Annotated in this window: 11 protein-coding genes; 5 read left to right on the forward strand and 6 right to left on the reverse strand. The window is 74.9% G+C overall.

The window, feature by feature from the left end; genetic code table 11:
* Positions 1-68: 68 nt before the first annotated feature.
* Entirely contained in the window at positions 69-701 is a 633-nt protein-coding gene (locus tag ACSUPR_RS22855; protein WP_436886770.1) for a response regulator transcription factor, read from the reverse strand.
* Positions 692-1807: a sensor histidine kinase gene (locus tag ACSUPR_RS22860; RefSeq protein ID WP_436886771.1), complete on the reverse strand. Its 1116-nt coding sequence runs from the start codon at positions 1805-1807 to the stop codon at positions 692-694. The genes ACSUPR_RS22855 and ACSUPR_RS22860 overlap by 10 nt, the downstream gene beginning before the upstream one ends.
* Before the next feature lie 187 nt (positions 1808-1994).
* On the opposite strand from ACSUPR_RS22860, the gene ACSUPR_RS22865 reads away from it, so the two are divergent.
* The gene (locus ACSUPR_RS22865; RefSeq protein ID WP_436886773.1) at positions 1995-3515 is read left to right on the forward strand and encodes a nitrilase-related carbon-nitrogen hydrolase; all 1521 of its coding nucleotides are present in this window, start codon (positions 1995-1997) and stop codon (positions 3513-3515) included.
* Here ACSUPR_RS22865 and ACSUPR_RS22870 read toward each other — a convergent pair.
* Positions 3496-3915, reverse strand: coding sequence for a hypothetical protein (locus ACSUPR_RS22870; protein WP_436886774.1), 420 nt, complete (start codon positions 3913-3915; stop codon positions 3496-3498). The two genes, ACSUPR_RS22865 and ACSUPR_RS22870, sit on opposite strands and share 20 nt — an antisense overlap.
* A gap of 229 nt (positions 3916-4144) precedes the next feature.
* On the opposite strand from ACSUPR_RS22870, the gene ACSUPR_RS22875 reads away from it, so the two are divergent.
* Entirely contained in the window at positions 4145-4927 is a 783-nt protein-coding gene (locus ACSUPR_RS22875) for a hypothetical protein (RefSeq protein WP_436886775.1), read from the forward strand.
* 50 nt (positions 4928-4977) lie between these two features.
* Here ACSUPR_RS22875 and ACSUPR_RS22880 read toward each other — a convergent pair whose 3' ends face one another.
* Positions 4978-6012: a DUF5937 family protein gene (locus tag ACSUPR_RS22880; RefSeq protein ID WP_436886776.1), complete on the reverse strand. Its 1035-nt coding sequence runs from the start codon at positions 6010-6012 to the stop codon at positions 4978-4980.
* A gap of 109 nt (positions 6013-6121) precedes the next feature.
* On the opposite strand from ACSUPR_RS22880, the gene ACSUPR_RS22885 reads away from it, so the two are divergent.
* Positions 6122-7342, forward strand: coding sequence for an MFS transporter (locus ACSUPR_RS22885; protein WP_436886777.1), 1221 nt, complete (start codon positions 6122-6124; stop codon positions 7340-7342).
* A 67-nt stretch (positions 7343-7409) separates the two neighbouring features.
* Here the strand turns inward: ACSUPR_RS22885 and ACSUPR_RS22890 are convergent, their stop codons facing one another.
* A complete protein-coding gene (locus tag ACSUPR_RS22890) occupies positions 7410-9017 on the reverse strand; it encodes a glycoside hydrolase family 10 protein (protein WP_436886778.1) in 1608 nt (535 codons plus the stop codon).
* Positions 9018-9225: 208 nt separating this feature from the next.
* Between ACSUPR_RS22890 and ACSUPR_RS22895 the strand changes: the two genes are divergently transcribed.
* Positions 9226-10032: an alpha/beta fold hydrolase gene (locus ACSUPR_RS22895; protein ID WP_436886779.1), complete on the forward strand. Its 807-nt coding sequence runs from the start codon at positions 9226-9228 to the stop codon at positions 10030-10032.
* Here the strand turns inward: ACSUPR_RS22895 and ACSUPR_RS22900 are convergent.
* Entirely contained in the window at positions 10016-10645 is a 630-nt protein-coding gene (locus ACSUPR_RS22900; RefSeq protein WP_436886780.1) for an NADPH-dependent F420 reductase, read from the reverse strand. The genes ACSUPR_RS22895 and ACSUPR_RS22900 overlap by 17 nt on opposite strands.
* A 174-nt stretch (positions 10646-10819) precedes the next feature.
* Between ACSUPR_RS22900 and argG the strand changes: the two genes are divergently transcribed.
* The gene (argG, locus tag ACSUPR_RS22905) at positions 10820-12268 is read left to right on the forward strand and encodes an argininosuccinate synthase (RefSeq protein ID WP_436886781.1); all 1449 of its coding nucleotides are present in this window, start codon (positions 10820-10822) and stop codon (positions 12266-12268) included.
* Positions 12269-12315: the final 47 nt, after the last annotated feature.

Below are 12315 nucleotides of genomic sequence, written 5' to 3' on the forward strand. Positions count from 1 at the left end.
GGCCGGGGGCCTGTGAACCCCGTCCCGGAGGCGGCCCGCCGGGTCCCGGAACGCCCGGCGGGCCGCCCTCAGGCGCCCAGGTGGCGAAGGATGGCCAATACCCGGCGGTTGTACCCGGGGGCCGCGGCCAGCCCGAACTTCTCGAAGATCGCGTTGGCGTGCTTCTCCACCGCGCTCACCGACACGAACAGCCGCCCGGCGATCGCCGGGTTGGTGTGCCCCTGCGCCATCAGCTCCAGCACCTCGCGCTCCCGGCCGGTCAGCCCGTCCCCCTCGCCCCCCGCCAGCAGCTGCCTCACCACCTCCGGGTCGAAGGCCGCCCCGCCCGACCCCACCCGCTCCAGCGCGTCGAGGAAGCCGTCCACCTCCATCACCCGGTCCTTGAGCAGGTAGCCGACCCCGCCGGTGTTCTCGGTGAACAGCCGGGTCGCGTACCGCCGCTCCACGTACTGGGACAGCACCAGCACCCCGATCCCGGGGCGCTCCCGGCGCAGCCGCACCGCCGCACGCAGCCCCTCGTCGGTGTGGGCGGGCGGCATGCGCACGTCCGCCACGACCACGTCGGGCTCCTCCTCGGCGACCGCCGCGAGCAGCGCCTCGGCGTCCCCGACGGCGGCGAGGACCCGATGGCCCTCGTCCTCCAGCAGCCGCACCAGGCCCTCGCGCAGCAGCGCCGAATCCTCGGCCACGATCACCCGCACGGCAGTACCGCCGCCACCGTCGTCGGCCCGCCGACCGGGCTGTCCACGGTCAGGCGGCCGTCCAGCGCGCCCACCCGGCCCGCCAGGCCGGACAGCCCCGTCCCCGACGGGTCGGCCCCGCCCGCCCCGTCGTCGCGCACCCGGACCGCCACCGCGTTCCCCTCCCTCTCGACGCGCACGTCCACCCGGGTGGCCCCGGCGTGCTTGACCGTGTTGGTGACCGCCTCGGCCACCACGAAATAGGCCGCGGTCTCCACCGCCGGGGGGATCCCCGCCACAGGACCGCAGGACACCCGGACCGGCAGCTCCGACCGGGCGGCCAGCCCGTCCAGGGCCGCCGCCAGACCGGACTCGGCCAGCACCGCCGGGTACACCCGCCAGGCGACCTCCTTGAGGTCGCGGATCGCGTTGCCCACCTCCCGGTGGGCCTGCTCCACCAGCTCCCGGCCGCGCGCCGTGCCGGGGTCGCGACGGGCCCGGCCCAGGGCCATGCCCACCAGGACCAGCCGCTGCTGCAGACCGTCGTGCAGGTCGCGTTCGATCCGGCGGCGCTCCCGGTCCACCGCGGTGACCACCCCGGCCCGGGACGCGGTGAGCTCGGCGACCCGCTCCTCCAGCAGGTCCCGGCGACTGGGGCCCAGCAGACGGCGCGCGATCCAGCGCTCGGTGCCCACCAGCCCCACGATCCCCTGCACACTCAGGTACACCAGAGCCAGCCCGAACGGGACGATCCCGAGCGGATTGCCGTCCAGCACGGGCAACGGGGAGAGGGCGAGGTAGAACCCGGCCGGGAGGAAGAACCCCAGCACCAGCCCGCCGAACAGCCCGACCGGGCAGCGCACCGCCAGATACGCCAGCACGCGCAGCGGGCCGGGCTCCCCGACGATCTCGATGCCGAACAGGGCGGCCAGCCGCCACCGCTCCACCCTCTCCAGCGGCCGCAGTACCCGGCCCAGCAGCAGCCGCCCCCGGCCCGTGGCGGCCAGCGGCAGCAGGAACAGCACCGGTGCCAGCACCGCGGCCTCCGCCGCCGCGGACAGCCCGCCCAGTGCGGTGCCCGCCGCGGCCCGCGCCCAGACGCGCGCCGACCGGTCCTCGCCCCCCATGTATCCCCCTCGCTGCCGCTCCTACGGAAGGTAGCGGCCCCCGGCCGCAGCCGGTACTGCGGAACACCGCAGTCCCCGCCGAGGGATCCCGTACGGACCCGGCGGAATCCCCCATGGGAGCGGGGGAGCGCACGGCGTAGCGTTCTTCTCGCCCCGGCCGGGCTCCGAATCCATCCACTCCGAAGGGATGTCCGTGGACGACACGACCGTGCGCCGCGCGACCCTGTGGGCCGCCGGGACCCTCCTGTCCGTGTTCGCCATGCAGGCGGCCTGGGACATCGCCCTGCTCGCCTGGCTCTTCCCCGTCCTGCTGCTCCGCTTCACCCGCTCGGTCCGGCCCCTGGCCGCGTTCGGCGGCGCCCTGGCCTCCACCACCGTCTCCACGACGGCCTGGCTGGCCCTTGCCGACCTGTTGTCCCCGGCCCTCCTCCCCCTCGGACTGCTCCTCGCCCTGTTCCACACGGTTCCCTACGCGGTGGACCGGCTCCTGTACCAGCGGATCGGCCGGTGGGCGAGCGCGGCCTTCCCCGCCGCCGTGGTCGCGGTGGAGTTCGGGGTGGCCTCGGCCACGCCCTTCGGCACGATCCAGGGCGTCCTGGGTGCCACCCAGGCGGAGAACACCGCGCTGATCCAGCTGGCGTCGGTGACGGGGGTGTACGGGGTGAGCTTCCTGGTCGCCTGGACGGCTTCGGCCGCCGCGCTCGTGTGGGAGCGGGGCGCGGGGGACCGCCCGGCCCGGAACGCGGTGGTCGCCGCCGTCGCGGCCGTCGCCGCGGTCACCGTGCTGGGCGGGGCGCGTCTGGTGTTCACCCCGCCGGCCGCGGACACGGTGCGCGTCGCGGGGGTGAGCGCCTCCCGCGCGGCCTGGGAGCAGATCCGCCCGACCTTCCGCGAGTACGACTCGCTGGAGGCGATCCTGGCCGCCGACCGCGCCGAGATGCGTTCGCGCTTCGCGGCCGTCAACGACGACCTCCTCGCCTCCACCGAGCGCGAGGCAGAGGCGGGCGCCGAGGTGGTGGTCTGGGCGGAGTCGGCCGCCTTCACCCTGGAGGCCGACCGCGACCTGCTGGTGGAGGACATCGCCCGGGCCGCCCGGCGGCACGGGATCCACGTGAACGCCGGGATGTCGGTCTACACGGAGGAGGCGCCGCACCTGCGCAATCAGATGGTCCTCGTCGGCCCCGACGGGTCCGTGCTGTGGACCTACGACAAGAGCCACCCCATCCCGGTGCTGGAACCGTACGAGCCCGGCGACGGCCGCGTGCCCGTGGTGGACACGCCCGCCGGGCGGCTGGCCACGGTCATCTGCTACGACGGGGACTTCCCGGGCACGGTCCGGCAGGCGGGGACCGCGGGTGCGGACATCCTGCTGATCGGTGCCAACACCTGGGAGGGGATCAAGGAGATGCACGCGCGCAACGCGGTGTTCCGCGCCGTGGAGAACGGGGTGTCGCTGGTCCGGCAGGCGAGCCGGGGCCGGTCCAACGCGGTCGACCCGCTCGGGCGGACCCTGGCGACGGTGGACTACTACTCCACCGGCCGGCAGATCCTGGTGGCCGACGTCCCCCGCGCGGGCACCGCCACGGTCTACGCACGGACGGGAGACGTGTTCGCGTGGCTGTGCGCCGCGGCCCTGCTCCCCCTGGCCGCCGGGGCGGCGGTGCACCGCCGCCCCGGCGGGCGCGGGGTCAGGCCTCCCCGCCGGTGAGGCGGTCGCGGGCGGCGTCGGTGACGGCGCCGCCGGGGTCCTCCGCGAACCCGCCGACGGCGTCGGCCTGCTCCTGGAAGCCCTGGGCGGTCTCGGAGGCCTCGCCGAACGCCGCTTCTCCGTAGCCCTGGGCGGCCTCGGTCATCCCGCCCATGGCGGCTTCCCCGTACCCCTGGGCGGCTTCGGCCGCACCGCCGAAGGCTGCTTCCCCGTAGCCCTGGGCGGCCTCGGTCACCCCACCGAAGGCGGCTTCCCCGTACCCCTGGGCCGTTTCGGCCGCACCGCCGAAGGACTCCCCGTAGCCCTGGGCGGTCTCGCCCAGGCCGGCGGCACCCTGGACCGCCTCCTCGGCGGCCCCGCCGAAGAGGCCCCTGAACCACTCCACAACACCGTCGAACATCGTCGCGCACTCCTTCTGGTCCCCTGACCCGTACCCGTGTGCCCTACCCGGGCCGTATAAACCGTGGGTAAGGGGAGGATGCGTCGGGTGATCGCTCCGGGGCGGCGCGGGTCCCACGGGGCGGCCGCGTCCGCCGGGCGCCCGGCCGCCCGCCGGACCGGGGGCGGGCCGTAGGGTGGGCGCCACGGCACCGCCGACCGGGCGGCGCCCCGCCCCCGGAGGAGTGAGCATGTCCGGTGCCGACCCCTCGGCCCTGGTCGACGCCCTGGTCGCATGGGCCCGGCCGCGCCCCTGGATCGACTGGGTCAACCTGGGCGGATCCCTCGGGCGCGGCGCGGGCGACGCCCTCTCGGACGTGGACGCGGGACTCGGGCTGGCCGAAGGGGAGCCCTTCGACCGGCGGCGGGACGAGGTGCTCGCCGGGGCGCGCGGGTTCGCCCCCGTGGCCGCCGACCTCGTCCAGGCCTGGGACTCCGGCTCCTCACACCTCATCGTCGCCTACGCGGACGGGCGCCAGCTCTCCCTGGTCGTGGCGCCCGCGGACGGCCGCACCGGACTGCCCCCGCAGACCACCGCCCTGCTGGACCGCTCGGGCCGCTTCGGGCGGAACCTCCCCCCGCAGCGGTGGGACCCCGACACCGCCACCCTCGGCGAGTGGGCCTTCCTGGCCTGGATCGCGGTGGGCGACGCAGCCCGGCACACCGCGCGGGGCTCCTCCTGGCGGGCCCTGCACTCCCTGACCGAGGGCCGCGACCTGCTCTGGCGCCTGTGGGCGGCGCACCGGGGGCTGGTGTTCCCGGCGTTCGGCGTCGTCACGGTGCAGAACGCCGGCGACCCCGGCCCGCCCGGGATCGAGCGCACCCATCCGGTGTCCCTGGCCGCGGCCGACCTCGCGGCCGCGGTGCGCGCCCTGGCCGACCTGCTGGGGCGGGTCGCCGCGCCCGCACCGGACGGCCTGGTATCGGTGGTGCGGAGCCGGGTGGACGCGCTGCCGCCGGACGGAGGGCGGTGAGGGCCCGGCCGGCTCAGGGGCCCGTTCGGAAGCCGTGGGGCCCGCCCGGCCTAACGGCCTCTTTCGACGGCTTCCCCGCCGGGTCCGTTCCGTGCGGGGTCGGCGGCCAGGACCAGGGTGTCGCCCGCGGGGGTCCGGATGTAGAACACCCGCCGCCCCACCCGCCACGACCGCACCAGCCCCGCCGCCCGCAGCACCGACAGGTGCTCCGACACGGTGGCCGGGCTCCAGCCCCGGGTCCGGGCCAGCACCGTGGTCGTCGCCGGTTCGGCCAGCTCCACCAGCAGGCGCGCTCGGGTGCCGCCCAGCAGGCGGGCCAGGGCGTCCCCGGCCGCCGGGGGGCCGTCCGCCTCCCACAGCCTGCCCACCCCGTGCACGGGGTAGATCAGCGTCGGCTGCCAGGGGGCCTCGGTCTTGGCCACGGTCTCCGGCCACATGAACACGCTGGGCATCAGCACCAGCCCCCGGCCGTCCAGCGTGCGCTCGCCCTCGGCCGGGTCGGGAAGGTGCAGCACCCGGCCCCGCCAGCGGGTGTCGGGCGCGACGGCGGCGATCACCTCCCGCAGCCCGCCCTGGGCGACGGTCCGGGCGCGCAACGACACGTCGGCCTCCAGCAGCGCGCGGGCCCGCGGCCAGTGCGGGGCCACCAGCCCCTCCCACGCCCGGCGCAGGGCCCGGACGATCCGCTCCAGCGTCGCCGCCGGGTCGGCCAGCAGCGGCCCGGTCACCGTCCCGGGCAGGGCCCGGCGGGGGTCCAGCAGGCAGCGCTCCAGTTCCACCGCCACCCGGTCGGGCGGGGTGGCGAGCAGCACCTCCAGTTCGTCCTCCAGGTCCACGGACGGCCCCGGCGGGGGAGGGGCCAGGAAGTCGGGCGTGTAGCCGGGGCGCGGCGACAGCAGCGGCAGGGGGTCCAGACCCAGGTCGGTGCCGCTGCGCTCGCGGATCGCCGCGGGCCACAGGCGGCGCAGCGTGCCCCGGTGGGGTTCGCCGAGCAGCCGCACCGCCGCCGTGGCCTCCCACAGCGGGGAGACCGCGAAACGGCAGCGCAGCAGGTCGTCGTGGGTGAACACCAGCCGTCCCGGCACCGCGGCCCCCGTTCTGCTCCCCCGTTCCGCCCGCCCCTGCGCGGACGCCACCCTTCGGCCACCGCCGAATCGTTTGAGGCTACCCCGGCAGCGGGCCGAGTCTGGGGACATGACGTCCCCGACCGCGCCGCGCGCCACAGCGCGCACCGGCTACCTCCGGGTCCTTTCCGTTCCCGAGTTCCGCGTCCTCTTCCTGGCCGAGGTGCTGGCGATCCTGGGCCAGGTCGCCGCGCAGATCACGCTGTCCCTCACCGTGTACGCGCGCACCGGCTCGCCGCTGCTGTCGGCGCTCGCCTTCGCCGTGGGGTTCCTGCCCCACCTGCTGGGCGCCACCCTGCTGTCGGCCTGGAGCGACCGGGTCCCCGCCCGCCGCCTCATGGTCCTCACCCAGGCGGCGACCGCCCTGCTCGTGGTGTGCATGGCGGTGCCGGGGGCACCCGTCCCCGTCATGCTGCTGCTGATGTTCGCCACGGGCGCGATCGCCCCCCTCTACCAGGGCACCAAGGCGGCTGCGGTGGCCGACGTGCTGCCGCCGGAGGGCTTCGCGCTGGGCCGCTCCCTGCTGCGGATGGCGGCCCAGCTCGCCCAGATCTGCGGGTTCGCGTTCGGCGGTGTGCTGTTCGCGGCCCTCTCTCCCACCCCGGCGCTGCTCGCGGGGGCCGGGCTGCTGCTGGCCTCCTGCCTGCTGCTGAGGTTCGGGCTCCCCCTCTCCCCGGCCCGCCGCGCCCCGGGGCCGGCCCCGTCGTCGCCGGTCGCCGAGTCCCTGCGCGGCGCCCGCGAGGCCCTGCGCTCCCCGCGCCTGCGCGTGCTGCTCGCCCTGACCTGGTTCCCGCCGGTGCTGGGCGTGTCCGCCGAGGCCCTGGCCGCACCCCTGGCCGACGGGCTGGGCGGCGGCCCCGCCCTGGTCGCCATGCTGCTGTCGGCCACCCCGGTCGGCATGATCACGGGGACCCTCCTCGCCGGCTCCCTGCTCACCGACGCCCAGCGGGTGCGGGCCATCGTCCCGCTCGGCCTGCTCGCCTTCCTGCCGCTGCTCGGCCTGGGCCTGCACCCGGGGCCGGCGGTGCTGCTCGCCCTGCTCGTGCTGTCCGGGGCGGGGTACGGGTACGCGCTGGGCGTGGACCGGCTGCTGGTGGCGGCGATCCCCGAACAGCAGCGCGGCCAGGTCATGACGCTGGTGACCGCGGGGCTGATGATCTTCCAGGGGGTGGGGTTCGCACTGGCGGGGGCGCTCGCCGAGTTCCTGTCCCCGAACACGGTGGTGGTGCTCGCGGCCCTGGTCGGCATCACCGTCGTCCTGGCCGCCGGGACCCGGGCGGGACGCCCCTGAACCGGGCCCCGCCCGTGTCGGGGGGCGGGAGGTCGCGCGCCCTCCCGCCCCCCGCGGAGAACCCCGTCTAGCGCACGTGCCTGGGGTTGCTCACGCCGCTCTCCCGGTGGGTCCGGTCCAGAGCGGTCGCGTAGTAGGTGCGGCCGCTTTCCTCCGCGGTGAACACCGCCCGGCCGTCCTCGCCCGCGGGCACCGTTCCGACCAGGGTGCGCGCGTCGGCCACGGCGCAGTCGGGATCGCGGCGGGGCTCCCCCTCCACCGCGTACACCGCGTAGTAGGCGGGCCGCTCGCCCCGGCCGGGGCGGATGGACAGCTCCACGCCGTCCCCCCGCGCCCCGCCGACCACCCGCGGAGCCCCCGGCGCCCGGCCTGGCAGGTCCTCGTGCAGGGGTACCAGTGCCGGGTACCGGTAGTGCTCCTCGCGCACGATCGCCATCGCCTCCGCCGCGTTGGTGCGCAGCGACGTCGCGCTGAAGTAGACGTCGCCCAGCACCCCGGGGTGGTCCCGGTTGAAGTCCAGGTGCCGGGACAGCTCGCGCGGGTCCGACCAGGCGCCCGCGTTCCCGACCTTGTAGGCGGCCTGGCCCACGTACAGGTGCACGCCGGTGCCCTCCACGACCTGCTCCCACCAGGGCACCAGCACCGCGTAGTCGGCGACCGGCAGGCCGATCTCCCAGTAGACCTGCGGGTTGATGTAGTCCACCCACCCCTCGCGGACCCACCGGCGGCTGTCGGCGTACTGGGAGTCGTAGGACTGGAGCCCGTTGGTGGCGGACCCCCGGCGGTCGGTGCCGGAGTTGCGCCAGATGCCGAAGGGGCTGATGCCGAACTTGACGTGCGGCTTGGCGGCGTGCACCGCCTCGTCCATCTCCCGCACCATGGCGTTGACGTTGTCGCGCCGCCAGTCCCCGATGTCGTCGTGGTCGCCGCCGTACTCGGCGAAGGTGTCGGCGTCGGGGATCTCCTGGCCGCTCACCGGATAGGGGTAGAAGTAGTCGTCGAAGTGCACGCCGTCCATGTCGTAGTTCTCGACGGCGTGCATCATCGCGCCGATCACGAACTCCCGCACCTCGGGGATGCCGGGGTCGTAGTAGAGCCGTCCGCCGTAGGTGAAGGTCCAGTCGGGGTTGCGGCGGGCGGGGTGGTCGGCGGTCAGGCGGCCGAGGTCGTCGTGCATGGCCACCCGGTAGGGGTTGAACCAGCCGTGGAACTCCAGGCCCCGCGCGTGGGCCTCCTCGACGGCGAACTCCAGGGGGTCGTAGCCGGGGTCCCGGCCCTGGGTCCCGGTGAGCCACTGCGACCAGGGTTCGTGGGGGGAGGGCCAGAAGGCGTCGGCGGTGGGCCGGATCTGCACGAACACCGCGTTCAGGCCGTTGGCGACGGCGCGGTCGTACAGGGCGGTCAGCTCGTCCTGCTGCTGCTCGGGGGTGAGCCCGGTGCGGCTGGGCCAGTCGATGTTGTGCACTCCCGCGATCCATTCGGCGCGCATCTGCCGCTTGGGCGGGGCCTCGGAGTCGACCCGGCACTCGGCGGTGCCGGCGGTGGTGCCGGGGACGGTCAGCGCCGCCGCGGGCGGTACGGGCATCAGGGCGGCGGCCAGGGTCGCGGCGAGGGCCCCGCCCAGGAGCGCGCCGCGCCGGGGGACGGGGGAGGTGGATCGGGACGGGTGCGCCAACGTGGCTCCTTCCGGAGGCTGTCCTGCGGGTGGGGCCCGACGGGTTCCGGGTCGTGTCCTCGCGATGACGGTACGCGAACCGGCCCACCCAGAAGAAAACCTTCACGATTTTCCGGAGTGTCGCAAGAGATCTACGTGCTTTTGGTGCCCGAGTGACCGATGTGCCCTCTGTGGCTTTCGCCCCGCCCCGTCCACCACACTGGCGACCATGACCGAGCCCCTCCGCTCCCACACCCTGCGGCGCGACACCGTCGAGCTGCACGTCCTCGACACCGGCGGCGACGGGCCGCCGGTCGTGATCCTGCACGGGCTCGCGGGGAGCGCGCGCGAGTTCGAGCCGACCGCCCGCGCCCTGGCCCCCGACTTCCGGGTGCTGCTGCCGGACCAGCGCGGCCACGGCCGCAGCACCCGCCGCCCGGAGGACACCTCGCGTGCCGCCTTCGCCGCCGACGCCGCCGCGGTCGCCGAGGGGATCGCCGGGGGACCGGTGCGGCTGGTCGGCCAGTCGATGGGGGCGCACACCGCACTGCTCACCGCGGCCGCCCGCCCCGACCTCGTCGAACGCCTGGTGCTGCTGGAGGGGCACCCGGCGGGGAGCGGCGGACCGGACGAGGCCGCGCGGATCGGCGCGTTCTTCGCCTCCTGGCCGCTGCCCTTCCCCGACCGGGAGGCGGCCCGCGCCTTCCTCGGCGCGGACGTGCTGTCCGCGGCCTGGGCCGCGGACCTGGAGCAGGGGCCGGACGGGCTGCGCCCCCGGTTCGACGCCGACGTGATGGAGGAGGTCGCCGCCACCCTCCGGGAGCCCCGCTGGGCCGAGTGGGAGTCGGTGGCGGCGCCGGCCCTCGCGGTCTTCGCCGACCAGGGCATCTTCACCGACACGCAGAAGAAGGAGATGGTCGACCGCCGCCCGGCCACCGTCCGCGTCGACCTCGACGCCTCCCACGAGGCCCACCTGGAGGACCCCGACACCTGCATCGCCCTGCTGCGCGGCTTCCTCCTCAGCGCACGATCTTGAACCCGAACCTGTGGGTGCCCAGGGTCCTGTACAGGGTCATCCACATCGGCAGCATCATCTCCGTGGCACGGGCCGTGCCGATCCCGCCCAGGTCGATCACGTCGGACCAGCCCGACTCCCGCAGCAGGCCGCCGACCTGCGCCTTGGCGGAGGCGTCGTCACCGCTGAGGAAGACGGAATGGTCGCCTCCCGCGATTCCGGGCGCGGTCATCACCTCCGCCGCCAGGGTGTTGAAGGTCTTCACCACCCGCGTTCCGGGCAGTGCCCGCTGGAGTCGTTCGCCGAGACTGTCGGTGTTGACGGGGTCAAGGACGATCTCATCCTCCCGGGAGAAGTCGAACGGGCTCGACACGTCCATGAGGACCTTCCCTGCCAGGGCATCGGCCAGGGGGGTGAGCGCCGCGACGCAGGCGGGACCGGAGATCGCGTTCACGGCCAGGTCCGCACCGCGCACCGCCTCGGCGAAGGTGGTGACCGGCGCGCCGAACGAGGGGTTCCGCGCGAGGGCGGCGGCGGGGTCCCGGGTGCCGACCGCCACATCGTGCCCCGCCTCCAGGAAGGCGGGGAGCAGGGTGCGGGCGACCTCACCGGTGCCCAGGATCGCTATGCGCACGGAGACGCCCCTTTCCGTCGCTCCGGGCCGCCCCGGAGCCGTCATCCCGGACCCTACCCCCGCTCCTTCCGGGCGGTCGGCCCGACCCGGGGCGGTGACGGGGATGACGAGGCTCACAGGTGGGATGCGCATCCCGCGTTGCATGTGCATTCATCATGATGCATACTTATTGCCATGTCCAAGGTACTCACCTCTCTGCCCGTCGGTGAACGTGTCGGCATCGCCTTCTCCGGGGGTCTCGACACCTCGGTGGCGGTCGCGTGGATGCGCGAGAAGGGCGCCGTCCCGTGCACCTACACCGCCGACATCGGCCAGTACGACGAACCCGACATCGCCTCGGTCCCCGGCCGCGCCCATGACTACGGCGCGGAGATCGCCAGGCTCGTCGACGGCCGTGCCGCCCTGGTGGAGGAGGGGCTGGCGGCCTTGGCCTGCGGCGCCTTCCACATCCGCTCCGGCGGGCGCCCCTACTTCAACACCACCCCCCTGGGCCGCGCCGTCACCGGCACCCTGCTGGTGCGCGCCATGCTGGAGGACGGGGTGCAGATCTGGGGCGACGGCTCCACCTACAAGGGCAACGACATCGAGCGGTTCTACCGTTACGGCCTGCTGGCCAACCCCGCCCTGCGGATCTACAAGCCCTGGCTGGACGCCGACTTCGTCAACGAGCTCGGCGGCCGCAAGGAGATGTCCGAGTGGCTCCAGCAGCGCGACCTCCCCTACCGGGACAGCACCGAGAAGGCCTACTCCACTGACGCCAACATCTGGGGCGCCACCCACGAGGCCAAGGCACTGGAGCACCTGGACACCGGCATCGAGATCGTCGAGCCCATCATGGGCGTCCGCTTCTGGGACCCCGAGGTGGAGATCGCCCCCGAGGACGTCACGGTCGGCTTCGAGCAGGGCCGCCCCGTCACCATCAACGGCAAGTCCTTCGCCTCCGCCGTGGACCTGGTCCTGGAGGCCAACGCCATCGGCGGCCGCCACGGCCTGGGCATGTCCGACCAGATCGAGAACCGCATCATCGAGGCCAAGAGCCGCGGCATCTACGAGGCCCCCGGCATGGCCCTGCTGCACGCCGCCTACGAGCGACTGGTCAACGCCATCCACAACGAGGACACCCTCGCCGCCTACCACACCGAGGGCCGCCGCCTGGGCCGCCTCATGTACGAGGGCCGCTGGCTGGAGCCGCAGGCGCTCATGCTCCGCGAGTCGCTCCAGCGCTGGGTGGGCACCGCCGTCACCGGCGAGGTGACCCTGCGCCTGCGCCGCGGCGAGGACTACTCGCTCCTGGACACCGCCGGTCCCGCGTTCAGCTACCACCCGGACAAGCTGTCCATGGAGCGCACCGAGGACTCCGCCTTCGGCCCGACCGACCGGATCGGCCAGCTCACCATGCGCAACCTCGACATCGCCGACTCCCGCGCCAAGCTGGAGGAGTACGCCCGGCTCGGCATGGTCGGCACCGGGGAGGCCGCCTCCGTGGGCGCCGCCCAGGCCGCATCCACCGGCCTCATCGGTGCCATGCCCGAGGGCGGCGCCGAGACGATCGCCTCCCGTGGCCAGGCCCCCGAGGACGAGCTGCTCCTCGACCAGGCCGCCATGGAGTCCGGCACGGACTGAGTCCCCCGCGTCCCTGTGGCGCGCGGCCGTGGGCCGCGCGCCACATC

The sequence above is a fragment of the Nocardiopsis dassonvillei genome (assembly GCF_964273065.1).
GTDB lineage: Bacteria > Actinomycetota > Actinomycetes > Streptosporangiales > Streptosporangiaceae > Nocardiopsis > Nocardiopsis dassonvillei_B.

Coding starts and splice junctions, on each gene's coding strand:
- argG (WP_436886781.1), top strand. CDS start 10,820: ATGTCCAAGGTACTCACCTCTCTGCCCGTCGGTGAACGTGTCGGCATC.
- ACSUPR_RS22865 (WP_436886773.1), top strand. CDS start 1,995: ATGTCCGTGGACGACACGACCGTGCGCCGCGCGACCCTGTGGGCCGCC.
- ACSUPR_RS22885 (WP_436886777.1), top strand. CDS start 6,122: ATGACGTCCCCGACCGCGCCGCGCGCCACAGCGCGCACCGGCTACCTC.
- ACSUPR_RS22870 (WP_436886774.1), bottom strand. CDS start 3,915: ATGTTCGACGGTGTTGTGGAGTGGTTCAGGGGCCTCTTCGGCGGGGCC.
- ACSUPR_RS22860 (WP_436886771.1), bottom strand. CDS start 1,807: ATGGGGGGCGAGGACCGGTCGGCGCGCGTCTGGGCGCGGGCCGCGGCG.
- ACSUPR_RS22875 (WP_436886775.1), top strand. CDS start 4,145: ATGTCCGGTGCCGACCCCTCGGCCCTGGTCGACGCCCTGGTCGCATGG.
- ACSUPR_RS22895 (WP_436886779.1), top strand. CDS start 9,226: ATGACCGAGCCCCTCCGCTCCCACACCCTGCGGCGCGACACCGTCGAG.